The following is a 22,270-nucleotide window of genomic DNA, read 5'->3' on the forward strand; positions in this document are numbered from 1 at the left end:
GCATCGCCGTGTTCCGGTGGCAGGAGGTGGCAGTGAAGATCGGAGCCATGGTCGAACCGCGCGAGCCCGGCGCGGCCGAGTTCGCGATCGCCGCCGAACGCATCGGGGTCGCGTCCCTGTGGGTGCCCGAGGTGTGGGGCTACGACGCCCTCACCGGGCTCGCGTTCCTGGCCGCCAAGACCACCCGCATTGGCTTGGGAACCTTTGTCGTACAACTCGGTTCGCGTAGTCCCGCCCTGCTCGCGACGTCGGCGCTGAGCCTGCAGGAGCTCTCCGGCGGCAGGTTCGTCCTCGGCGTCGGCACGTCCGGGCCCAGGGTGATGGAGGGGTGGCACGGCGTGCGGTTCCGCAAACCCGTTCAGGCCACCCGCGAGACCATCGAGATCATCCGCACCGTGAGCCGCGGCGAGCGCCTCGAGCACGCCGGCGAGATCTATCCGCTGCCCCTGCCGGGACAGCGCGGGCGGCGCGCTGAGACCGCTGGTGCGGCCCGATCACGTGCCGATCTACGTGGCTTCGATGGGACCGAGGAATCTCCGGCTCACCGGCGAGGTGGCCGACGGTTGGCTGGGCAACGCCTTCATCCCCGAGACGGCCGAGGTGTTCCTGGGTCCGCTGCGCGAGGGCGCCGAGAGCGCGGGTCGCTCGCTGGCCGACCTCGACCTCGTCGCGCCCGTCGCGGTCGAGTTCACCGCCACCCGGGCCGACGGTGAGGCCGCCGCTCGCAGACATGCCGAAGGGTACGCCTTCACGATCGGCGCGATGGGGTCCTCCACTACCGACGGCACCGGCGGGGTCAACTTCTACAACGACGCGTTCGGCCGCCTCGGGTACGCCGCCGAGGTCGGGACCGTCGCCCGACTCTGGCAGGGCGGCCAGCGAGACGAGGCGCGTGCCGCGGTGCCACTCGACCTCGGACGGCTCACCAACCTGCTGGGCACCGACGACGAGATCGCCGAGCGGATGCAGCGTCATCACCAGGTCGGCGTCACCACTCTGCTGGCGAAACTGGACGGCGACCACGGGGCACGGCTGACGACGCTGGAACGGCTCGTCGCCATCGCGGCCGAGATTACCCCCCTAGGGGTGTAGTGAAGCAGCCCTAGGGAGGGTGAACTGGTGTCAGCGTCGGGCACTCGCCCGACCTCCCGGTAACGGGCACCCCGCGGGGCGCCAATCGGAAAGGCTCACACCATGCTCGGACTCATCGTCAGCATCATCGTCGTCGGACTCATCGCGGGAGCGGTTGCCCGACTTCTCATCCCAGGCAAGCAGAGCATGTCGGTCGTCATGACCATCGCGCTCGGCATCGTCGGGTCGTTCGTCGGCGGCTTCCTCGGCTACCTGCTCTTCGGCAAGGACGCCGAGCACGGCTTCCTGCAGCCCTCGGGCATCATCGGATCCATCATCGGCGCGGTCATCGTGATCCTGATCTGGAGCCGGGTCGGCCGACGCAGCAGCACCACCCGCACCCGCTAGCCGACCGTGACGGCAATCGGCCCCGGTGACGAGTCACCGGGGCCGATCGTCGTCGCACTCGAGCTAGGCCGCTACCATCTTGTCGTTCTGCATCTCGCGTAGCGCGGTCCGCAGGCCACGCCGGCGGCCCGTCGCCGGGTCGATCCCGAACGTGTCGCGCATCCCGCCGCGGATGCGGAACTTCAACTCCGAGTTGGTCTCCGGGGCGTCGTCCGGGGTGCCCTTCAGGAACCTGTTGGGCAGAGCCAACTTCAGGATGGTCCAGAACGACTGACCGTACTGTCGCAGCAGCGGACCCGTGGTGTAGGGCAGGTCGTACTTGTCGCACAGAGCCTGCACGCGCTCGCTGATCTCGGCGTACCGGTTGCTCGGCAGATCCGGGAACATGTGGTGCTCGATCTGGTAGCAGAGGTTGCCACTCATGAACGCCATCACCGGACCGGCATGGAAGTTCGCCGACCCGAGCATCTGGCGCAGGTACCACTCGGCCTGCGTCTCGTTCTCGAACTCCTCCTGCGTGAACTTCTCTGCGCCGTCCGGGAAGTGGCCGCAGAAGATGACCATGTAGGACCAGTAGTTGCGGATCAGGTTGGCCACCGCATTGGCGCCGAGCGTGTGCTTCCACGCCGGTCCGGTCAGCGCCGGGAACACGATGTAGTCCTTGCCGACCTGCTTGCCGACCTTCTTGCCGATGATCTTGAGGTCCTTGCGCACCTCGGCCATCGACTTCTCACCCTTGCGCCACTTGGTGGTCTCCACCCCGTGCAGGGCCACACCCCACTCGAAGAGCGTGCCGAGGAGGATGTTGTAGATCGGGTTGCCGATCATCCACTTCTCCCAGCGCTGGTCGCGCGTGAGACGCATGATGCCGTAGCCGATGTCGTCGTCCAAGCCGACGATGTTGGTGTACTTGTGATGGATGAAGTTGTGCGACTTCTTCCAGTGCTGGGTGGGCGAAGTGGTGTCCCACTCCCATTCGGTGGAGTGAATCTCCGGGTCGTTCATCCAATCCCACTGGCCGTGGGTGATGTTGTGGCCCAACTCCATGTTCTCGATGATCTTCGCCGTGGCGAGCGCCGCGGTGCCCGCGGTCCAGGCGAGCTTGTCCCGGCTGGCGAAGAGCGCGATGCGACCGAAGGCGGCCAAGCCACGCTGCAGCTGGATGGTCTTGCGGATGTACTGGGCGTCGCGCGCGCCGCGCGATTCCTCGATGTCGGCCCGGATCGCGTCGAGCTCGCGACCCAGCTCCTCGACGTCCTCGGGGGTGAGGTGGGCGTATTCCTTGATGTCACTGATGGCCATGCCGACTCCTTAGATGTTGAGGGTGCAGTCGCCGGATGCGGCGGAGATGCAGGTTTGAATTCGATCGCCTTCGCCGTGCTCGTTGCCCGACCGAATGTCGCGGACGTGCCCGGATTCCAGTGGCAGCACGCATGTTTGGCAGATGCCCATTCGGCAGCCGAAGGGCATTTGGATGCCCAGCTTCTCGCCAGCCTCCAGCAGCGACGTCGCGCCGTCCACGTCGATCGTCTTGTCGGAGATCGCGAATCTGACCGTGCCGCCCTCGCCGCCCTTGTCGGTACGGGCGATGACGAAACGCTCCATGTGGAGCTGGTCCTCCGGCACGCCGGCGTCGGCCCAGATCTTCTCCAGGGCGTCGAGCATGCCCGGCGGCCCGCACGCCCACGTCGGTCTGTCCTTCCAGTCCGGCACCAACCGGTCGAGTTCGGACTCGAAGTCGAGGTGGCCCATGTCCTCGGTCAGCTGCAACAGCAGCTCGTAGGTCGTCTCGCCGCGGTCGAGTTCGCGAAGCTCGTCGTGGAAGATCACGTCGTCGGTCGTCGGCGCCGAGTGGATGTGCACCACGTCGGAGGTCTGCCCCCTCGACGTCATCGACCGCAGCATCGCCATGACGGGGGTGATGCCGCTGCCCGCCGTCACGAGGAGCATCTTGGCCGGCGGCGGTTCGGGCAGCGAGAAGTCACCCTGGGGTGACGCCAAGCGAACGATCGTTCCGGGTTCCACACCGTTCACCAAGTGAGTTGACAGGAAACCCTCGGGCGTCGCCTTCACGGTGATGGAGATGTGCTTCTTGTCCCGGATCGGGATCGAGGTCAGCGAGTAGGACCGCCAGTGCCACTTGCCGTCGATGCTGAGTCCGATGCCGACGTACTGACCGGGTTGGTAGTCCCCGGTGAAGCCCCAGCCCGGGCGGATGGTCACCGTTGCGGTGTCTTCGGTCTCCTTGTGCACGTCAACGACTTCGCCGCGCAGTTCACGCGCCGACCACAGCGGGTTGAGCAGCGTGAGGTAGTCGTCGGGCAACAGCGGTGTCGTCGCCCGCGCCGCGAGCCCGCGCAGAAGGTTCTTCGGCGACCCGGTGTCGGCTTCGACGTTGCGGGCGGGCTTTTCAGTCCAGCGGACCAGGTCGCGCAAGTTCATGGCCATCGTGCACCTCGAGATCCGTCGATGGGGTCACAGCGCTCAGTTGGTGAACACCTGTACACCCAATACCCACCAGTAACCAAAGTCAACCCGACTTTGGCGAACTGGGGGGCTATTTGCCGGAATCGGCGTTCGACGGCGGAATCGCGACGTCGGAAACGATCTCGACCTCGGACACGCCCGTGTCGTGCTTGGTCGACTTCATGAAGTCGTCGATGATCTCGGCGACCTCGAACGGCGCCTCGACGTGCGCGAAGTGGCCGACACCGGGCAGCACCTCCAGGCGGCCCCCGGGCCGGGCCGCCATCGCCGCATGACCGTGCTCGACGGGGATGATCTGGTCGTCCTCGCCCCAGATGGCCAGGGTCGGCAACTCGGCGCGGACGTGCAGCCTGTTGAGCGCACTGACCGCTTGGCCGCGGTAGTCGACCACCGACCGCAGGGTGCGCAGGAACGCGTCCCGTGTCGGGCGATCCGAGAACGACGAGTAGGCCCGCCAGATCTCGCTGGCCCGCGGATTACGCATGCCCGAGGCGGTGAACCACGCACCAATCTTGTTGCCCACCTTGAGAACTGGCGGCGGGGCAATGATGGGCAGCACGAACTCCGCGCCCGGTGCCGACAACAGCCGAAGGATCAGGCCGACGTCGGCGCCGAGACCGCCGCTGCTGATCAGGATCAGACGTTCGCAGTAGTCCGGGTGCTGGTAGAGGAATTGCATCGCCACGCCGCCACCGAGGGAGTGGCCGACGATCGTCGCCTGCGCGATGCCAAGTTCGTCGAGCAGATCGCGCAGGGACACCGCGAACGCACCGAGCGAATAGTCACCGCGAGGCTTGACCGACTGGCCGTGACCCAGCAGGTCGGGTGCCACCACGCGGTAGTTCTTGGCCAGCCGCGGAATGAGATCACGCCAGGCATCCGAGCTGCCCGCCATGCCGTGGATCAGGAGCAGGACCTCGCCACTGCCCTCGTCTCGGTAGGCCACGCGGTCGCCGTGCAGGTTGAGGAATTTGACGTCGTTCATGGTCGATCTCTCCAGATCCGGTTCGATCATCCGGCAAGCATGATTACCCGACGGTAACTTCGAGCATGGGTGATGAAACCGGAACCGTCAACGCGCGGGTCAGCGGGCTCGCTTGGCCAGCCGCTCCGGATCCAAGATCAACACGCTCTTGCCCTCGACTCGAATCCAGCCTCGCTGGCTGAAGTCCGCGAGCGCCTTGTTGACGGTCTCACGCGAAGCCCCGACCAGCTGCGCGATCTCCTCCTGGGTCAGGTCGTGGGTGACGCGCAGCGCGTTGCCCTCCTGCGCCCCGAAGCGCTGCACCAACTGCAGGAGCTGCTTGGCGACGCGCCCGGGAACGTCGGTGAAGATCAGGTCACCGAGGTTGTTGTTGGTGCGGCGCAGGCGGCGAGCCAGCACCCGCAGCAACTGCTCGGCGATCTCGGGGCGTCCGGCGATCCAGGAGCGCAACGCCTCTCGATCCATCGACACTGCTCGCACCTGGGTGATGGTGGTGACGCTGGAGGTTCGCGGCCCCGGGTCGAAGATCGCCAACTCGCCGAACATGTCCGACGGACCCATGATCGTGAGCAGGTTCTCGCGACCGTCCGGTGCGCTGCGGACGATCTTCACCTTGCCCGAGATGATGATGTAGAGCCGGTCACCCGGCTCACCTTCGACGAAGATCGTGTGTCCCCGAGGGAAGTCCACGGGCAGAAGCTGACTGGCGAGGGCGGCGACCGCACCGGGCTCGACACCCTGGACGATGCCGGAACGGGCGAGGATGTCCTCGACGTTTCCGGGGTCGACCGTCGACTTCATGCCGACCTCGGGCGACGAGTGTCGAATGTCTCCATTTGCGCGCACATGCCTGTGAGCGTGGCCGGGACGACCGGGTTTGTAAAGCCTCGACGGCCGTTTCGCTCAGGTTCTACGAGCGGGCGGCGCCCGAGGTCAGACGTCGGTGGTGACGTAGCGGGTCTTGACCGGCGGTGCGGCCAGCAGCGGCGGCAGGTCGACGATCTTGCCGTCACCGGCGCGGAAGGCACGGTAGGCCTCGTCGTCGGCGACGGTCTCCCACACCTCGTAGATGATCCAGTGCGCCTCGTCGTCCTCGTCGACGAGCACGTCGATGACCTGGGCGCCCTTGAATCCGCGGGTCTTGACGAGCTCGCGGGTGAACACCTCGCGGGCCTCGGCGACCGATTCGGGCTTGAACCTCAGCTCGAGCATGACGGTGACGGACATGGGCTGCCTCCTGACGGGTGACGATGCCCGACAACCTTGTCAGACGAGCAGAGCGAGGGTGACGTCGCCACCCGTGGGATCCGCGTCGGCCACCAGCGACCACGGCGCCCGGAAGATCCGCCCCGGCGCGGCAGGCCATGGCGTGCGCTTCACCCCGATCGTGCGACCGCCTTGGACCGCACTCACCCGCGGTGCGCCGTGGTACTCGTCGACCCAGAACGTCAGGTCGCCACGAGGCGCCGCGCCGGCGTCCGCGGTGACGAGTTGCGGTGTGACCCAACGCAACGGCGCCAGGGCACGGACCCGGATGCCCGGCGTCGGGGTCCGCCGCGTCGCGAGCCACTCCCGAACCGGAAGCGCGACGTGACGACCGTCGAGGGCGGCCACGTCGGCGGTGTCGACGGGGTGTACCAGGTTGCCCACCGCGAACACTCCGGGTGCACTGGTCCGCAGACCGGCGTCGACGACGGGCCCGCGGGTCGCCGCGTCCATCGCCAGACCGGCGGTGCGGGCCAGTTCGTGGTCGGGGATCCAGTCACCGGACATCACGACGGTGTCACACTCGATCCTCGAACGCCGACCGGTGTCGAGGTTCTCCACCACGACCCCTTCGACCCGGGCCTTGCCGTCGACGCCGACCACCCGGGTCCGGGTCAGCACGGGACCCCGCAGCAGCGCACGACCGGCGATTCGGAACGCCGCATAGGACTCCGCATGGTTGTGGTGACTCACCATTGCCACGGTGGCACAACCGGATTCGCGCAACGTCAGCACGGCCGACCAGCTGACCAACTCGGCGCCCACGACCACGGCGCGCCGGCCCGCGACACCGTGGTGCACGTGGACGAGGTTCTGCAGTTGTCCGGTGGTGTACACGCCGTCGGGCCGGTCGCCGGGAATCAGTCGGGCCGGACGCGGCCGTTCCCTCGCACCGGTCGCCAAGACGACGGCGTCGGCCTCCACGATGCGGCGACCGCGCGGCGAGGTGACCTCCAGCACGCGTTCGCCGTGCCAACCGGTGACCATGGCCTCGGTCTCCACGCGGGCACCCGCGTCGAGCGCGGCGTCGGTCAACGTGCGGGCGTAGGTCGGACCAGACACGAAGCGCCTCAGATCACGCAGGCCGTAACCGAGATGATCACTATGCCTGGGGATTCCACCGGCCTGAGCTTCGCGCTCGAGGACGAGCACCTCCCCGCCGACCACGGGTGCCAGGGCGGCCGCGGCGGTCAGACCCGACGGCCCACCGCCGATCACGGCGACCGACACTCTCACGTCGCGGCCTCGAGCAGCGCCTGGGTGTGGGCACCGCAGTAGAAGCCCTGGCACCGGCCGTTGAGCACCCGGGTGCGGCGGCGCAACCCGTCGAGGTCACGCGGCGGGATGGTCGAGGCGAACGCGTCGCGGATCTCACCCGCGGTGACCCGCTCGCAGAAGCACACGATGCGGCCGTACTCCTCGTCGGCGGCGATCCGGTCGGCGTCCTGATAGGGCCGGGTGGTCGCCTCGCCGATGTTGGGCATCCGGGGGGCCGGCGGCAGTTCGTCGCGCGGGGCGAGGTCGAGACCGGTGTCGGCCAGGAGCTCCAGAACGTGTTCTGCCACCGCCATTCCCGCAGTCAGACCCGTCGACCGGATGCCCCCGACGAGGACGTACCGCTGGTCGTGGTCGACGTCGATCAGGTAGTCGTCGTGGTCGACCGCGGCCCGAAGTCCCGCGTAGGCGGCGGTGACTTCCTCGTCGAACAGCGTCGGCATCAGTGCGCGGCCCTTTCTCAGCAGGAACTCGAAACCTTCCTCCGACGTGCCGGTCGCGGTGCGGTCGGTCAGATTCTCCGACGTCGGCCCGACCATGACGTTGCCGTAGATGGTGGGGCTGACCAGGACGCCCTTGCCGCGCGAGGAGGGCACGGCCAACACGATGCACGGCACCATCGGACGGGTGAGCTTGTCGAAGACCAGGAGTTCACCTCGCCGAGGGGTGACGGTGAAGCGGTGGTGACCGAACTTCTCGTCGAGGTGGTCGGCGCCGAGACCGGCCGCGTTGACCACCCACCGCGCGTCGACGTCGCCACCCGTGGTGACGACGGTGGTGTGGCCGTCGTGCCGGACGACGTCGGTGACCATCGCCTCTCGGCGCAGGTCGACGCCGCGCCGCACGGCGTCGGTCGCCAACGCGAGGTTGGTGGTCCAGCTGCAGATGATCGACTCGCCCGGCACGGTCAGGCCGGCGAGCGCGCCGGGGCCCAGGTAGGGCACCCGTCGGTAGACCTCGTCGGCCGTGACGATCTCGCAGGCGTCATAGCCGTTGCGCTCGGCCTTGTCCTTCAGCCGGGGCAGAGTGTCGCGCTCCTCCTCGGTCCAGGCGACGAGCAGGGCGCCGGTGCGCTCGACGGGAATGCCGACCTCGTCGGCGTACCGGCCGAGCAGTTCGTAACCGCGGGCGACGAGGCGGGACTCCAACGTTCCCGGCGTGGCGTCGAAACCGGTGTGCAGCAGGGCGGTGTTGGCCTTGCTGGTGCCGTCGCCGACGTCGCTTCGGCCCTCGAGGAGGGTCACCGTCGACCCGGTCCCGGCCAGGGCCCGGGCGATCGCACTGCCGACGATGCCGGCTCCGATCACGACGACGTCACGAATACCGTTGGTAGCGTTCACGTTCGATCCTCACTGAGGCTGCGGGCCGCGGCGTGCCGCCACCTGCCCAAGTACTCGGCGGCGCGGTCGTCGGACCACACCGGTTCATAGGTGCGCTCCGGCGTCCAGGTGCCGACGACCTCGCCGGGGTGCAGCGTCGGGTCGAGGGCCAGCCGGGCACATGCCGCGGCACCCAGCGGGGTGGCGTGTGCCGACGGGTACACCTCGACGGGGATTCGGGCGAGATCGGCCTGCGCCTGCATCAGCGCCGCGGAGCGGGTCAGCCCGCCGTCGACGCGCAGCCGTGTCAACGGTTGCCCGAGGTCGTGGCCGACCAGGTCCGCCAGGCAGGCGACCTGAGCGGCGATGCCCTCGACCAGCGCGCGCACCACCTGTCCCCCGCCGGTGCCGAGCGTCATGCCCGTGATGGAGGCGGTGGCGGTGGCGTCCCACCATGGCGCGGCCAATCCGGCGAGCGCCGGCACGCACAGCACGCCGGCGGAGTCCTCGGCGGCGACGGCGTCGAGTTGGTCGGCGGCCGGCAGCAGGCCCAGGTCGACGGCCCACCGCACGGCCGAGGCCGCGGTGTAGACCTGTCCGTCCACGCAATAGGACGTGCGGCCGCGCAACGTCCAGGCGACCGAAGTGGTGAGACCGGTGCTCGACCGTGCCGGGGTGGCGCCAAGCTGGGCCAACAGGAACGCGCCGGTACCGAAGGTGCACTTCGCGGCGCCGGGCGTCAGACAGCTCTCGGCCAGCAATGCGGCCTGCTGGTCGACGACGAGTCCGGCGACGGTCATCGGTGAGTCACTGAAACACGTTGTCTCGCCCACGATTCGGTCACAGTCGACGATCTCCGGCAGCGACTCGTCGGCGAGTCCGAAGAGGTCGAGCAGCGGTGGGCTCCACGTCACCGAGTCGAGGTCGAGCAGTAGCGACCGGCTGGCGGTCGAGACGTCGGTGACGAAGGCTCCGCAGAGCCGGTGCACCAGCCAGGTGTCGGTGGTGGTGACGACCCCCTCGCGGGTCATCTCGGCCCGGAGCCACGCCATCTTCGGCGCGGTGAAGTACGGGTCCAGCACCAGCCCGGTACGGCGGGCCACCTCGGCCGCCGACGCGGCCAGGCCGGCACATACCGTCTCGGCACGGCGGTCCTGCCAGACGATCGCCGGACTCAGCGGCTTGCCGGTGGCCCGGTCCCAAGCCAGCACGGTCTCGCCCTGATTGGCCAGCGCGACGGCGGCCACGGGGACCCCGGCCCGCCGTAGCGCACTCCGGCCGGCGTCGAGCACCGACGCCCACAGCGCCTCGGGGTCCTGCTCGACGCCGCCGCCGGGTAGGTATCGGGGGCGCAGCGCGACCTCGGCGATGGACACGACTCGACCCACGTCGTCGACGACGATCGCCTTGGTGCCCGACGTGCCCTGGTCGATGGCCAGCACGTGGGTCATGGCGCAGGGGTGTCCGTCACGACCATCACGATGGCACAGTCCCGGTGTGGTGCTCCACCTCGGCGACGGCCATCTCGCGTAGCTCCACCTTGCGCACCTTCCCGGTGACCGTCATCGGAAACTCGTCGACGATGCGGACGTAGCGCGGAATCTTCTGCCGGGCAAGCCGATCCGCGGCGAATGCGCGGACGTCGTCAGCCGTCAAATCAGAGGCGCCGTCGCGCAACACGATCCATGCCATCAGCTCCTCCCCGTACGTCTCGTCGGGCACGCCGACCACCTGAGCGTCCTGCACGTCGGGGTGGGTGTGGAGGAACTCCTCGACCTCGCGCGGGTAGACGTTCTCCCCGCCGCGGATGACCATGTCCTTGCTGCGCCCGGTGATCTGCACGTACCCGTCGTCGTCCATCGTGGCGAGGTCCCCGGTGTGCATCCACCCGTCCGCGTCGATCACCTCGGCGGTCTTCTCGGGCAGGTCCCAGTAGCCGAGCATGACGCCGTAGCCGCGGGTGCACAGTTCGCCGACCACGCCCCGCTCGACCGGGGCACCCGAATCCGTGCCCACGATCTTGATCTCGAGATGCGGGCCCACCCGGCCGACGGTGCCGACGCGCAATTCGATGGGATCGTCGGTCCTGGTTTGGGTCGACACCGGTGACGTCTCGGTCATGCCGTAGCAGATGGACACCTCGTCCATGTGCATGCGCGACACCACCTGCCGCATGACCTGTTCCGGGCACGGCGAGCCGGCCATGATGCCGGTGCGCAACGAAGACAGGTCGAAGGCGTCGAAGCCCTCGAGGGCCAACTCCGCGATGAACATCGTCGGCACTCCGTAGAGGCTGGTGCACGACTCCGCCTCGACGGCGGCCAGCGTCGCCGCGGGATCGAAGCTCGGCGCCGGGATCACCATGGCCGAACCGTGTGTGACACAGGCGAGTACACCCATCACCATGCCGAAGCAGTGATAGAACGGTACCGGGATGCACACCCGGTCGACCTCGGTGTAGGCGAGCAGCTCGCCGACGAAGTACCCGTTGTTGAGGATGTTGGCGTGCGACAGCGTCGCGCCCTTCGGCCGGCCCGTCGTGCCCGACGTGTACTGCACGTTGACGGCGTCGTCGGCACCGAGGGTCGCGGCGACGGCGTCGACGCCATGGTCGTCGTCGGTGAAGAGTTCTGAGAATTCCTCGGTGCCGAAGAGCACGACGCGCTCCAGGCTGGGGCATGACGGTGCCACCTCGGCGAGGATGCGCGCGTAGTCGGAGTCCTTGAACGCCGGCGCGGCGAACACCCAGCGCATGCCGGCCTGGTTGACGACGAACTCGAGTTCGTGGGCGCGGTAAGCCGGGTTCACGGTGACCAGGACGACGCCGATCTCGGCGGTCGCGAACTGCACCAGGGTCCACTCCCAGCGGTTCGGCGACCACACGCCGACCCGATCACCCGAACGCAGGCCTGCCGCCAGCAGACCGGCCGCCAGGCGCCGAACATCCTCGCGCAGTTCGAAATACGTCCATCGGCGGGCTGCGGACACGTCCACTACCGCGTCGGCGTCGGGCCATCTGCTCGCCGCCCGGCCCAACGCCTGGCCGATGGTCTCGGTCAGCAGTGGGGGCGTGGTCTCACCGCGGGCGTAGGACGCCGTCATCGGTGCTCCTCCCGCCCCAGGCGATGGTCAGCTGGACCCGCGACTTCACGCCCAGCTTGCGGAACACCGCGCGCAGGTGGGTGTTCACCGTGTTGGTCGACACGCCCAGCGCTTCGGCCGCGGCGCGGTTGGTGTACCCCGTACCGATCAGTTCGACCACGCGCAGCTCGGTGGGAGTCAACGACGCCCACCCGGAATGGGGGCGCGGTTCCGGCGGGCTCACCCGGATGCCCTTGATTCTCTGGCCGCGAAGCAGATTCGCGATCACCCGGCCACCCGCAGTCGCCCCGACCCGCTGATAGATCTCGGCGGCCTCGGCCAGAGCGTCGACCGCCTCGGCCGACTTCCCGGCGCGTAACGAGGCCGACCCGAGATCCTTGAGTGCGTCCGCCAACAGCATGGGTCGCGGCGACGCGCGCAGCGCGTCCACCGCAGCTGCAAGCACCTCCGGGTCCTCGGCGAGCAGCCCACGTACGTGGAGTGCGACACCGTCCAGGCTGGGTACCCCGGGGTTGCGCCGAGCCGCCGCGTCAGCCAGACGTGATGCTGCCAGCGCGATGTCCCGGTCCCCGGCGGCGAGACCGATGTCGGCCAGGATCCTCATCCACGGCGGGGTCCAGGGCCACGGATCGCGCGCGTCGGAGGCCCTGTCGAGCAGCGGACCCAGGATCGCCCGCGCTCCGGCCAGATCGCCGGCGCTGGCCTTCATCCAGCCCCGCATCAGTCCGGCCCGAGGTGAGCGCTCGCCGTCGGAGGACTGGCACTCACCCTCGACGGGCTCCAAGAGCTCTGTAGCTCTGATGATTTCACCGCGATAGCTGGCGACGGCCGAGAGCACCATGCGCGCGTTGAGGCGGTAGCCGTGATTGTCGGTCTCGTCGGCCAACCGCAGCAGGGTGCGTGCGCCCGCCTCGGCGGCGTCGAATCTGGCCAGGTTGTGGTCCTGCCACATCTGGGCATAGAGCATCGAGGGCAGCAGCTCGTCGACGTCGTCGTGCGCCTCGCGGATCTTGGCCAGCAGCGCCTCGGCGTCGTCGTAGGCGTCGAGGTGTTGAAGGGTGCGGATCTCCTCGACCTCGTAGGCAGTGTCGGAGAGCCGTCGGAGGTCGGCGAAGCGGTCCAGCGCCAACCGGTGCCGGCCTTCGTTGCGGGCGGCCTCGATGAGCGCGATGACGGCCAGCCGCTGGGAGTAGTCGTCGCCGACGCGGCGCCCCTCCGCCAGGGCGGCTTGAGCCATGGACTCGGTCGACGGCGCCGATCTCGTGCGCGAGGCGGCCAACGCCCGCGCCGACGACAGCTGCGCCCGCAGTACCGCCGAGACACCGGGCAGTGCCATCGCCGCACCGGCGCGCCGTTCCATCGGTACGCAGTCACCCAGACACCACAGGGCACGACACGCCTGCAACTCGATTCGTCCCACGACCTCCGGTTCGGTCGCCGCCTGCAGGAGTCGGTCCGCGAGAGCGAGTGCTCGCCCCTCTCGCTGGGCGTTGACGAGCGTCTCGACGGTACGGGTGCCGGTGACCAGCCAGAGCGGATGCCGTGGCGACGTCAGACCGAAGGCCTGCTGCGCGAGTTCGGCGGCCTGCTCGGGCATCGACACCAGACATTCGCCGGCTGCCGCCTCCAGCGCGAGGATGGCCTCCTCGTCGTCCTGGACGGCGCTGGCGCGGTAGTGGGTGGCGGCGGCGAGGGCGGGGCGGCCCTCGCCGAGCAGATAACGGGCGCAGGCCCGGTGCACGTCTCGGCGCTGGGCGGGCGCGATGTCGGCGTACACCGCCTCGCCGACCAGATCGTGCGGAAGCAGCACCTCCCCGTCCACCGTGCCGAGCAACCCGTGGTCGACGCCGTCGCGAACGAGCAGGCTCATCTGCGCGTCGGAGAGATCGCCCAGCAGCCGTCCCGCATCGGACGCGGGCAGCGGACGTCCCCACACGGCAACGAGGCGTACCAGGGCGGCGGTCTGATCGGACAATTCGGCCATCCGCTCGCGCACGCCGGCCGACAGCTCGGAGGCCAGATCACCGACCCCCTGTCCACGCTCGCGCCGCCTGGCCAGCCCCTCTAGCACCTGAACCGCCCAGAACGGGTTTCCGCCGACCCGGTGCAGGAGTTCCTTGACGTGGTCGGACGGTTCGACGCCGAGGCGATCCGACGCCAGGCTCTCGATGTCGCCAGGACCTAACGGACCCAACGAGATTCGCGTGATGGCCGTGACGTCGTCGGTACCGGCGATGACCTCTTGAACGGGGCCGGTGGGCGCCCACCGGCTGGTCAGCACCCACACCACCGGCGATCCCGCCAGCCGCGACGGCAGCACGCGCAGCGCGAACCGAGTCAGTCGGTCCGACCACTGCACGTCGTCGACGGCGATCACCACCGGCGCCGTCAGCGCCATCTCCTCGAGCAGCGAGCTGATGCGGTCGACCAACCACAGGGGCTTGTCGTAGAGCGGCGCCAAGCTCGCGAACGCCTCGCCCGGCAGGAGGGGCTGGCGGCCCGACCGCAGCGACACCAGCAGCGGCGCACCCGGCGCGATCTGATCACCCTGCTCGGCCTTGCCGCTGCCGACCTTGAACCCGGATCGGGCGGCCTGTTCGACGACCTCGCGCATGACGGCCGACTTTCCGATCCCGGGTTCGCCGCTGATCACGATGAGCGCACCCTGGCCGGTGCTGCTGGCGCGGCGCAGCGCGGTCAGGGCGCGCGACATCGCGTCGCTGCGGCCCCTGAGCACCGTGTGCGCCATTCGGTTCCGTCCCGTCCATCGGCCGCGCTGACGGCCCGCCTTGGAGAACGCCGAGCGGCGGCCAGAATTCCCTCGACCCGGGCACCCGTCGGCGCCGCCTCATCCGTTTGGATGATATTGACGGCGAGGACGCCCCCGAGGGGGTTCCGTCGAGGTCACCGGCGTCTCGGCGGGGTTCCGAGCTGGCTTCGGCCAGCCGGCCACCCGCGCCGGCGACGACGTCGTCGTCGATCGTCAGGGGGTCGACGTGCCGCGATGGCTCGCAGGCCCTAGCCGTGGCGAACCCGCCGAGCCGCGATTCAAGATCGTCAATTCGAGCGATGGGCACGCGGACGTGCGAGTGGTTGAGTGATGCGCGTTCGTGATGTTACTCGCTGGTAAGTTCCGCTCTGCCGGAGCTCACATTCACTCAAGGAGTTCCCATGCAAGCTGCCGTCCGTCGCCCCAACCTCTCGGCCGGGGTCGCACTGGTCGGAGCGAGCGTCATCGCGGCCGCCGCCGCGGTCACCCCGATGCCCGAGATCCACCTACCCGATATCGCCCTCCCGTCCGTTCACGCGACCACCGTCGACCTCGCTGCGCTGGCCAACCCACTCGACGCCTACGCCCAGGTGTTCCAGACCGCGCTCGCCAACACCAACACGCTGGTCCAGAACACCATCCCGGGACAGCTGCTCAACCAGATCCTGCAGAACCAGGTCGGTAGCGCCGCTTCGCTGCTCAACGGGCTCTCGTCCGCCGGCGGCGGGATCGCCGCGGCAGCGTCGCAGGTGCCGGCGGTCCTGGCCACCGCCGTCAGCCAGCTCGCCGCAGGCAACGTCGAGGGTGCGGTGAACTCCTTGCTGAGCGTGCCGCTCACGGTGGCCGCGCCTGCGCTGAACCTGCTGCCCGTGCTGCAGGGCATCCTCACCAAGCCGCTGACCAACCTGGTCAACGTCGTGAACGCGTTCACCGCCGACCCGCTGGCCACCCTGCTGGCCGTGAGTGGGTTCATCGCCCCGCTGATCAGCGTGCCCGGCGCCGCGGCCGCGGCCATCCAGAACGTGATCAACGCGGTCGGCACCGGCGACCTCGGGGCGGTGGCCAACGCCGTGCTGACCGCCCCGGCCACCATCGCCGACGGACTCCTCAACGGCGGGTACGGTCCGGACCTGGGACCCATTGCGGGCATTCCGGCGGGGTCCGGGATCGTCGTCAAGGCCGGCGGCCTGTTGGCGTCCAGCTCGTCCTCCTTCGATGCCGACGGCAACTTCGTCATCAACACCGGAGGTCCGCTCTACGCGCTGCAACAGGTGCTCAAGATGATCACCGACGCGATCGCCCCGCAGGCACCCGCACCGGTGTCGGCCATCGCGGCCGTCCCCGCTGCGACCGCCACCCTCGTCACGACCGCCGCCCCGGCCGCGACGACGGACACCGAGGCGGCTGCTCCGGCGACGGCGAAGCCGGCGGAGTCCACCGACGGGTCGACCCCCGCCAAGGGCGTCGAGCAGTCGACCAGCCCGGTCAAGGAGACCGCACCCGAGACTGCAAGTGATGCAACGCCTTCGGATGCCACGGCGGCCGCCGGCACGACGGCACCCGCCAAGACCACACCTGCCACGGCCGCACCCAGCCAAACCACGGCACCGGTCAAGGCGACCCCCGCCAAGACGGGCGCGAGCGAGGCCTCCGGCGCCGACGTCACGACGGGCAACAAGGTGGAGCCGACCACGAAGGCCGGGACGGACGCCCCCAAGTCGGGCGGTTCGAGTGCTGCAACCCCGGAGAAGGAGACGGCGTCGGCCGCTTCGGCCACCGGATCCGCGGCCTCGGCCGACAAGGGCGAGTCGAAGGGCAACGCCGCCTAGCGGGTCGACCCGAACACGATGTCCCCTCCACCGCACGGTGGAGGGGACACTTCGGTGGCGAGGTAGTCGAAGACGATCTCGTGCAGCGCGCCCGCGGCGGCTGCGGTCACCACGTGGTGGACCGGCGCGGTCATCGCGCGGGCGAAGTTGGCCGCCTGCCCGGCGAACGCGGCGTCGTCGCCGTTCTCCAGAATCAACACCGGAGTGTCGATGGCCCGAATCTCATTGGTGGTCAACGTATACGCCGCCGTGGCACGAATGCAGTCCACCGAGGTCTGCACGCCGAACGTCCGCCGCCCGGTCCGAAACCCCCACCGCGTGTGCGCGTCCCCCTTCGTCACGATTTCGAGCACCGCGATCGCCTCGTCGTCGCGGCCGTCCTCCACGAGGTCGAGTACGTGCTCGGGGATGTGCGGCTGGGCGGCGTAGAAGGTGGTGATGCCGTCATGACACACGATCGCCGCGGCCCGATCGTCGTGCACCGCATGCCGGGCCACGAGGTAACTGCCCAGGCCCTGGCCGAAGTGCACGACTCGAGCGGAGTCGACCTCGGGAATGGTCGTGAGATGGTCGACGACGGGACCGAGGACGTTCTCCCAATCCGGGCGCATCGTCGACCCGGTTCCCAGCATCGCGCCCTGCCCGGGCCCGTCGTAGGCCAGGAAGTTGTACCCCCGCCGCAGGGCGGCCGCTCCGACGACGAAGTACCCCTCCTCCGAGCTGGACCCGAAACCGTTGGTGTAGACGATGGTCGGTCGCGGTGGCCCACCGACGTCGACGAGGAACAGGTACCCGGGCAGCACTCCGTCCTCGTACGGGATCTGCACGGGCTCGAACCACGCGTCGAGCATGCCGCCCGCCCGGGCGAAGTAGTCCCGCGCGCACCGGGCGAGGCTCGACGACTCCAGGTCACCGGGGTCAGCGCCGCCGAAGGTCCCCGCCGCCCGGAAGTACGTCGACGCCCGCAGGAACGCCTCGCGCGCACCGACGACGTCGCCGACACGCAGCGAGTCCTCGCCGCGGCGCGCGGTCCGCACGGCCGTCGCGCGCCACTGGGCCGTCCACGCGTCGTCGTCACCGTCGGGAATGCGTGCCGCCGTCGCGAGCACCTCGCCGAGGTCTGCGCCGGCCTCGGTCACGAACCCGGCCAACCTCGACGTCTCGCGGGCGAAGGTCTCGTCACCTTGGGGCATCATGGGTCGATCCTGTCGCCAACGTGCCCTCCTGAGCGTCGACGCTCACCCCCATCCCCACTACCGGGTAGCCGGTAGTGCAGCGATGGCTAGGCTCGAAGGATGGCGCACACCAGTCGCATCACGGCCGAACTGATCGTCGAATGCCTGGAGAACGAAGGCGTCACCCACGTCTTCGGCATTCCGGGCGAGGAGAACATCCGACTGGTCGACGCGCTGTCGCGGTCGTCGATCGAGTACGTGCTCACCCGGCACGAGCAGGGGGCCTCGTTCATGGCGGAGGTCTACGGCCGCCTCACGGGCCGGGCCGGGGTCTGTTCGGCCACCCTGGGCCCCGGCGCCATCAACCTGTTGCTCGGCGTTGCCGACGCGACCACCAATTCGACTCCCGTGCTTGCCCTCTCGGCGCAGGTTGGCATGCGGCGCAGCTACAAGGAATCGCATCAGGGCGTCGACCTCGTCTCGATGTTCGCACCGGTCACCAAGTGGTCGGCCCTGGTGTCGACGCCTGGTGCCGTACCCGAGATGGTGCGCAAGGCGTTCAAGCTGGCCCAGACCGAACGGCCCGGCGCCGTCTACCTCGCCGTGCCGGAGGACGTCGAGTCGGCCGACGTCCCGGCATCAGCAGTGCCCCTGCGGGTGAACGTGCCCCGCCCGGACGATCCCTCGGCCACCCAGATCGCCCGGGCGGCCGAGATCCTGCGGGCCGCCCGCAACCCCGTGGTGCTGGCCGGGCACGGCGCCGCGCGCACCGACGCGTCGGCCGCGGTGCGCCGCTTCGCCGAAACACTCGCCATTCCGGTGGCCACGACCTTCCACGGCAAGGGCGTCATGCCCGACGACCATCCGCTGGCGCTGGGTGCAGTCGGCTTCATGCGCCACGACTACGTCAACTTCGGCTTCGACCAGGCCGACGTCATCGTCGCGGCGGGATACGAACTCCAGGAATTCGACCCCGTGCGCATCAACCCTCGCGGTGACACGAAGATCATTCACGTACACCGGTTTCCGGCCGAGGTCGACGCGCACTACGACGTCTCCGTGGGCCTGCACGCCGACATCGGGCGCTGCCTCGACGAGCTGGCCGCCGCGGTGCAACGCGAACATCCGCCGACCTCCGGCCAAGAGCGCATCAGGGAGCTGCTCACCCGTGAGCTCGACAACGGCCGGGACGACGACCGGTTTCCCCTCGCCCCGGCCCGCATCGTCGCCGACACCCGGGCCGCGCTGGACCGCGAGGACGTCGTCCTCGTCGACACCGGGGCGCTGAAGATGTGGATGGCGCGGCTGTACCCCACCTACGAACCCAACACGTGCCTCATCTCCAACGGGCTGTCCACGATGGCGTGGACGTTGCCCGGCGCGATCGCCGCGAAGATCGCCCGGCCCGAGGCCAAGGTGCTGGTGGCCACCGGTGACGGCTCGTTCCTGATGAACTCCCAGGAGATCGAGACGGCGCTGCGTGTCGGCACCCCCATCGTCATCCTCATCTGGGTCGACGACGCCTACGGGTTGATCAGTTGGAAGATGGACCTGGAGATCGGTCACAACGTCGACACCCGGTTCGCCAACCCGGACTTCGTCGCCTACGCAGAGTCCTTCGGCGCCAAGGGATACCGCATCGAGTCGGCAGGCGAGCTGCTACCCACGCTGAGAGAGGCGTTGGAGGCCGACACGGTCAGCGTCATCGCGTGCCCCGTCGACTACAGCGTGAACAGCGCACTCATCGAGTCGTTGGGAGAGCTGGACGAGTCCTGGTCATGACGCTGCGCACCAGATAGCAGGCGGCGCTGAGCAGATAGAAGCCCGCCACCAGCAGCAGCCAGCGTGACAGGAACGGCTCCTGGGTCAGACCCGTGGCGGCGGTGTAGGTGAACGCGCCCTGCTCGATGATGCCGGGAAGGAATAGCACGAACGTCAATGCCGCTGCGAGCGTGGGCATTCTGACGTAGTTGACGATCGGCACCCGCCGCGTCGACTCGGATCCGTCGGCCCGGCGACGCGGCGTGGGCAACAGCCGGTCGGCGAGCGCGTAGAGCGGGAACAGGATGAGGTCGTGCCCGATGACCGCGACCGCGAACCACACCGCGATCGACTGCCACCAGACGCGCGGGTTGAACAGCTGCTCGACCCCGAGCACCGAGATCGTGTAGGCGCCCAGCGCCAGCGCGGCCACCAGCACGATCAGGTGCAGGGCGTGATCGCCGTACAGACGACGGAACGTGGTCATCACGACTCCCGGAACTCGATCGAGGCGACCCACTTCGTGCAGTGCACCCCCGGCAGCGCCGGCACGATGATCCGCGCGGGATAGCCGTGGTCCAGCGACAAGTCGGCACCGTTGACCCGAAACGCCAGCAGCGCATCGGGATCGAGCACCTGGTTGCGTTGCAGCCGGGCGTGGTTGAACGCGCCGAACCGTTCGAGGGAGGAGACGACCGCCGAGCCTGGCTCGGGTCGGCCCGCCGCGGCGGCGAGATCCGCGAGTCGCACGCCGGCCCACGTCTCGACCGTCGACCATCCCTCGACGCAGGCGAGCGGCAGTTCGACGGCGTGCTGCGGCAGCGCCGCCAGCGCCGCGCGGTCCAGGACGACCGGCCGCGGGCCGCCCAGCAGTTGCAGTCGCCACCGGTCGCCGGTCAGGGCCGGGTCGATGCGTGCGCTGGCGGCCGTCCGGTTGATCTGAAAGTCGTTGGGTCCGTTGCCGTAGCTTCGGCCACGGGGCAGCAGGATTGCGAAGTGCCGGGTCCAGCCGCCGATGGTCTGTCCGGCGGTCAACACCGCCACCAACAGGGCGCCGCCCCCGACCACCGCCAGGATGCCCCGGCGGCTCAGCGTGGGCGGGTCCGGATCGGGTGCCACCAACCCGTCCTCGTCGAGCGGTTCGGGAACGGTGTCGGCGCGCGAGGTCCGCATCTCCGCGACGAACGAGCGAGACCGCAGACTGCGGATCATCGTGGGCAGCTTGATCGCGACGTGGGAGACGAAACCCGCGATGAACACCCAGGCGCCGAAGTAGTGCGCGGTGTAGAAGCTGAAGCCGAAGATGTAGTCGTACTGGATGTTCAGCACGCCGGTGACGATCTCGAACAGCACGCCACCGACGATCATCAGTAGCGACACGCGTTCGAGGACGCTGGCCAACGAGCGGGCCGGCGGCCAGGTGAACAGTCGCGGGATCACCGACCACAACTTGGCGAGCACCAGCGGAATCATGATCAGCCCGAGCCCGACGTGAAGCCCCTGGTTCAGTCGGTACAGCCACGACGGGTGGCTCGGCCAGTCGAAGGACGGCAGCTTCAGCCATCCGACGTCGACGGGGATGGCCTGCCCGAACTTCGGACCGTAGGCGATGTAGGACAGCAGGCCGGTGACGATGACGATCGGCAGCACGACGAGCAGGGCCAAGGCGAAGACCGACGTCAGCCATGGGCCGCGCAACGGGCTGCGCCAGCGGATCCGGGACAGTCCCGGCGGGGGGTGCTCCTCCAAGGTCCGCCACAGTGCAGCGGGAAACCCGTGGCGGGGTCGGTCCGGATCGTCCACGTCTACCCATTCGTTGCCGTCGTCGGGGTGGATGTCGTCAGTGACTCCGAGCCTCAGTGTCACCCCGCGGCCGAGGCGTTACACGGCAATGACCGATCACGTCCGGGATATCTCGGCGGCCAATGCCACCAGGACGTCGACGACGGCCGCCACGGCCGGGCGGGTGGTCGCTCCGGTACGGGTCACGGCCTCGATGCGACGGGCTGCCCGCACGCCGCTCAAGGGTCTGCGCACCAGGTCGCGCACCCCGAGGGCGTAGCGCGGCATGAGGGCTATGCCGACCCCGGCGAACACGAGTTCCTCGACGACTCGAAAGTCGTTGACGCGCTGTACTATTCGTGGAGTCATCTCGGACACCGCGGCCAGCGAGCGCATCACGTCGTCGACCACCAAGCCGCCCTCGACCCCGACCCAGGACTCGTCGGCGAGCTCAGGTAGCGCCACCTCGCGGTGCCCGGCCAGCCGGTGCCCGGGCGGCAGCAGCACGTCGAAGGGCTCGCGCAACAACACCGCGGTGTCCAGGCGAGGGCTCAACTCGGTGGTGTCGCGCGCGTCTCGATGCACCACGACGACGTCGGCATCGGCCAACAGGGCGGGTGCGTTCGCCGCGGGCTGGTCGAGGTCGCGGCCCTGCACCTCCACGCCGAGGGCGGCGGCGCGGGTGATGAGGCCCGCCAGGAACATCGCCGCCCCCGAGGGAAACAGCACCACCCGCACGGTGCCGCGGGGGGTCGTCCGATAGTCGTCCATGTCGGCGTGCGCGCGGTCCAGGGCCGCCAGCACCTCGTCGGTCCGGGCGACCAGGGTGCGCCCCGCATCCGTCAACCGGACCCGACGCCCGTCGGGTTCCAGCAGTGGCACGCCCGCTTCCCGCTGCAAGATCTTGAGCTGCTGGGACACCGCGGACGGGGTGAGCGACATCGCGCGGGCGGCGGCGTGGACCGTACCGCGTTCGGCGAGCTCGCGCAGCAATCGGAGCCGCTCCACATCCATGTAGAGATTCTACTCAATTCAGACAA

At 69.1% G+C, this 22,270-nt stretch carries 18 protein-coding genes and 1 pseudogene; 5 read left to right on the top strand and 14 right to left on the bottom strand.

Annotated elements, in window-relative coordinates; genetic code table 11:
- Positions 1 to 47: 47 nt before the first annotated feature.
- The 3 genes and pseudogenes from ABZ195_RS23640 to ABZ195_RS23650 all read left to right on the top strand — a co-directional run.
- A pseudogene (locus ABZ195_RS23640) lies at positions 48 to 386 on the top strand (LLM class flavin-dependent oxidoreductase); the annotation flags it as partial.
- A 133-nt stretch (positions 387 to 519) separates the two neighbouring features.
- Positions 520 to 1,092: an LLM class flavin-dependent oxidoreductase gene (locus ABZ195_RS23645; protein WP_355222069.1), complete on the top strand. Its 573-nt coding sequence runs from the start codon at positions 520 to 522 to the stop codon at positions 1,090 to 1,092.
- 102 nt (positions 1,093 to 1,194) lie between these two features.
- Complete coding sequence (locus tag ABZ195_RS23650) at positions 1,195 to 1,479, top strand: GlsB/YeaQ/YmgE family stress response membrane protein (RefSeq protein WP_355222071.1); 285 nt, start codon at positions 1,195 to 1,197, stop codon at positions 1,477 to 1,479.
- A gap of 63 nt (positions 1,480 to 1,542) precedes the next feature.
- Here the strand turns inward: ABZ195_RS23650 and ABZ195_RS23655 are convergent, their stop codons facing one another.
- The 10 genes from ABZ195_RS23655 to ABZ195_RS23700 form a co-directional block, all read right to left on the bottom strand.
- Positions 1,543 to 2,781 (bottom strand): acyl-CoA desaturase, encoded by a 1,239-nt coding sequence (locus tag ABZ195_RS23655; protein WP_355222073.1) that lies wholly within the window; start codon positions 2,779 to 2,781, stop codon positions 1,543 to 1,545.
- Positions 2,782 to 2,790: 9 nt separating this feature from the next.
- The gene (locus ABZ195_RS23660; protein ID WP_355222075.1) at positions 2,791 to 3,927 is read right to left on the bottom strand and encodes a ferredoxin reductase; all 1,137 of its coding nucleotides are present in this window, start codon (positions 3,925 to 3,927) and stop codon (positions 2,791 to 2,793) included.
- A 109-nt stretch (positions 3,928 to 4,036) separates the two neighbouring features.
- Positions 4,037 to 4,951, bottom strand: coding sequence for an alpha/beta fold hydrolase (locus ABZ195_RS23665; protein ID WP_355222113.1), 915 nt, complete (start codon positions 4,949 to 4,951; stop codon positions 4,037 to 4,039).
- A 99-nt stretch (positions 4,952 to 5,050) separates the two neighbouring features.
- Positions 5,051 to 5,752 (bottom strand): Crp/Fnr family transcriptional regulator, encoded by a 702-nt coding sequence (locus ABZ195_RS23670; RefSeq protein ID WP_355222076.1) that lies wholly within the window; start codon positions 5,750 to 5,752, stop codon positions 5,051 to 5,053.
- Between the two features lie 132 nt (positions 5,753 to 5,884).
- Positions 5,885 to 6,178, bottom strand: a complete 294-nt coding sequence (locus ABZ195_RS23675) for an antibiotic biosynthesis monooxygenase family protein (protein WP_355222078.1) — start codon at positions 6,176 to 6,178, stop codon at positions 5,885 to 5,887.
- Between the two features lie 39 nt (positions 6,179 to 6,217).
- Entirely contained in the window at positions 6,218 to 7,453 is a 1,236-nt protein-coding gene (locus ABZ195_RS23680; RefSeq protein WP_355222080.1) for an FAD-dependent oxidoreductase, read from the bottom strand.
- Positions 7,450 to 8,832 carry an NAD(P)/FAD-dependent oxidoreductase gene (locus tag ABZ195_RS23685; RefSeq protein WP_355222082.1) on the bottom strand — a complete coding sequence of 461 codons (1,383 nt, stop codon included), beginning with the start codon at positions 8,830 to 8,832 and terminating at the stop codon, positions 7,450 to 7,452. Before ABZ195_RS23685 ends, ABZ195_RS23680 begins: the two co-directional genes overlap by 4 nt.
- Entirely contained in the window at positions 8,829 to 10,262 is a 1,434-nt protein-coding gene (locus ABZ195_RS23690; RefSeq protein ID WP_355222084.1) for an FGGY family carbohydrate kinase, read from the bottom strand. The genes ABZ195_RS23685 and ABZ195_RS23690 overlap by 4 nt, the downstream gene beginning before the upstream one ends.
- Positions 10,263 to 10,287: 25 nt before the next feature.
- Positions 10,288 to 11,913 (bottom strand): AMP-binding protein, encoded by a 1,626-nt coding sequence (locus ABZ195_RS23695; RefSeq protein WP_355222086.1) that lies wholly within the window; start codon positions 11,911 to 11,913, stop codon positions 10,288 to 10,290.
- Positions 11,888 to 14,662: an AAA family ATPase gene (locus ABZ195_RS23700; protein ID WP_355222088.1), complete on the bottom strand. Its 2,775-nt coding sequence runs from the start codon at positions 14,660 to 14,662 to the stop codon at positions 11,888 to 11,890. The genes ABZ195_RS23695 and ABZ195_RS23700 overlap by 26 nt, the downstream gene beginning before the upstream one ends.
- Positions 14,663 to 15,084: 422 nt before the next feature.
- Between ABZ195_RS23700 and ABZ195_RS23705 the strand changes: the two genes are divergently transcribed.
- The gene (locus ABZ195_RS23705) at positions 15,085 to 16,512 is read left to right on the top strand and encodes a hypothetical protein (protein WP_355222090.1); all 1,428 of its coding nucleotides are present in this window, start codon (positions 15,085 to 15,087) and stop codon (positions 16,510 to 16,512) included.
- Here ABZ195_RS23705 and ABZ195_RS23710 read toward each other — a convergent pair.
- Complete coding sequence (locus ABZ195_RS23710; RefSeq protein WP_355222092.1) at positions 16,509 to 17,708, bottom strand: alpha/beta hydrolase; 1,200 nt, start codon at positions 17,706 to 17,708, stop codon at positions 16,509 to 16,511. The two genes, ABZ195_RS23705 and ABZ195_RS23710, sit on opposite strands and share 4 nt — an antisense overlap.
- Positions 17,709 to 17,807: 99 nt before the next feature.
- On the opposite strand from ABZ195_RS23710, the gene ABZ195_RS23715 reads away from it, so the two are divergent.
- The gene (locus ABZ195_RS23715; RefSeq protein WP_355222093.1) at positions 17,808 to 19,469 is read left to right on the top strand and encodes an acetolactate synthase large subunit; all 1,662 of its coding nucleotides are present in this window, start codon (positions 17,808 to 17,810) and stop codon (positions 19,467 to 19,469) included.
- Here ABZ195_RS23715 and ABZ195_RS23720 read toward each other — a convergent pair.
- The 3 genes from ABZ195_RS23720 to ABZ195_RS23730 form a co-directional block, all read right to left on the bottom strand.
- The gene (locus tag ABZ195_RS23720; protein WP_355222095.1) at positions 19,429 to 19,935 is read right to left on the bottom strand and encodes a hypothetical protein; all 507 of its coding nucleotides are present in this window, start codon (positions 19,933 to 19,935) and stop codon (positions 19,429 to 19,431) included. The two genes, ABZ195_RS23715 and ABZ195_RS23720, sit on opposite strands and share 41 nt — an antisense overlap.
- The gene (locus ABZ195_RS23725) at positions 19,935 to 21,197 is read right to left on the bottom strand and encodes a molybdopterin-dependent oxidoreductase (protein WP_355222114.1); all 1,263 of its coding nucleotides are present in this window, start codon (positions 21,195 to 21,197) and stop codon (positions 19,935 to 19,937) included. The genes ABZ195_RS23720 and ABZ195_RS23725 overlap by 1 nt, the downstream gene beginning before the upstream one ends.
- A gap of 150 nt (positions 21,198 to 21,347) precedes the next feature.
- Positions 21,348 to 22,244: a LysR family transcriptional regulator gene (locus tag ABZ195_RS23730; protein ID WP_355222097.1), complete on the bottom strand. Its 897-nt coding sequence runs from the start codon at positions 22,242 to 22,244 to the stop codon at positions 21,348 to 21,350.
- Positions 22,245 to 22,270: the final 26 nt, after the last annotated feature.

Origin of the sequence: Mycobacterium sp. NPDC006124 (genome assembly GCF_040614235.1) — a bacterium.
In the GTDB taxonomy this organism is placed as follows: domain Bacteria; phylum Actinomycetota; class Actinomycetes; order Mycobacteriales; family Mycobacteriaceae; genus Mycobacterium.

Excerpts from the sequence above, each read along its gene's own strand:
- ABZ195_RS23645 (WP_355222069.1), top strand. The coding sequence starts at position 520 with ATGGGACCGAGGAATCTCCGGCTCACCGGCGAGGTGGCCGACGGTTGG.
- ABZ195_RS23650 (WP_355222071.1), top strand. The coding sequence starts at position 1,195 with ATGCTCGGACTCATCGTCAGCATCATCGTCGTCGGACTCATCGCGGGA.
- ABZ195_RS23655 (WP_355222073.1), bottom strand. The coding sequence starts at position 2,781 with ATGGCCATCAGTGACATCAAGGAATACGCCCACCTCACCCCCGAGGAC.
- ABZ195_RS23660 (WP_355222075.1), bottom strand. The coding sequence starts at position 3,927 with ATGGCCATGAACTTGCGCGACCTGGTCCGCTGGACTGAAAAGCCCGCC.
- ABZ195_RS23665 (WP_355222113.1), bottom strand. The coding sequence starts at position 4,951 with ATGAACGACGTCAAATTCCTCAACCTGCACGGCGACCGCGTGGCCTAC.
- ABZ195_RS23670 (WP_355222076.1), bottom strand. The coding sequence starts at position 5,752 with ATGAAGTCGACGGTCGACCCCGGAAACGTCGAGGACATCCTCGCCCGT.
- ABZ195_RS23675 (WP_355222078.1), bottom strand. The coding sequence starts at position 6,178 with ATGTCCGTCACCGTCATGCTCGAGCTGAGGTTCAAGCCCGAATCGGTC.
- ABZ195_RS23690 (WP_355222084.1), bottom strand. The coding sequence starts at position 10,262 with ATGACCCACGTGCTGGCCATCGACCAGGGCACGTCGGGCACCAAGGCG.
- ABZ195_RS23695 (WP_355222086.1), bottom strand. The coding sequence starts at position 11,913 with ATGACGGCGTCCTACGCCCGCGGTGAGACCACGCCCCCACTGCTGACC.
- ABZ195_RS23700 (WP_355222088.1), bottom strand. The coding sequence starts at position 14,662 with ATGGCGCACACGGTGCTCAGGGGCCGCAGCGACGCGATGTCGCGCGCC.
- ABZ195_RS23705 (WP_355222090.1), top strand. The coding sequence starts at position 15,085 with ATGCAAGCTGCCGTCCGTCGCCCCAACCTCTCGGCCGGGGTCGCACTG.
- ABZ195_RS23710 (WP_355222092.1), bottom strand. The coding sequence starts at position 17,708 with ATGATGCCCCAAGGTGACGAGACCTTCGCCCGCGAGACGTCGAGGTTG.
- ABZ195_RS23715 (WP_355222093.1), top strand. The coding sequence starts at position 17,808 with ATGGCGCACACCAGTCGCATCACGGCCGAACTGATCGTCGAATGCCTG.
- ABZ195_RS23720 (WP_355222095.1), bottom strand. The coding sequence starts at position 19,935 with ATGACCACGTTCCGTCGTCTGTACGGCGATCACGCCCTGCACCTGATC.
- ABZ195_RS23730 (WP_355222097.1), bottom strand. The coding sequence starts at position 22,244 with ATGGATGTGGAGCGGCTCCGATTGCTGCGCGAGCTCGCCGAACGCGGT.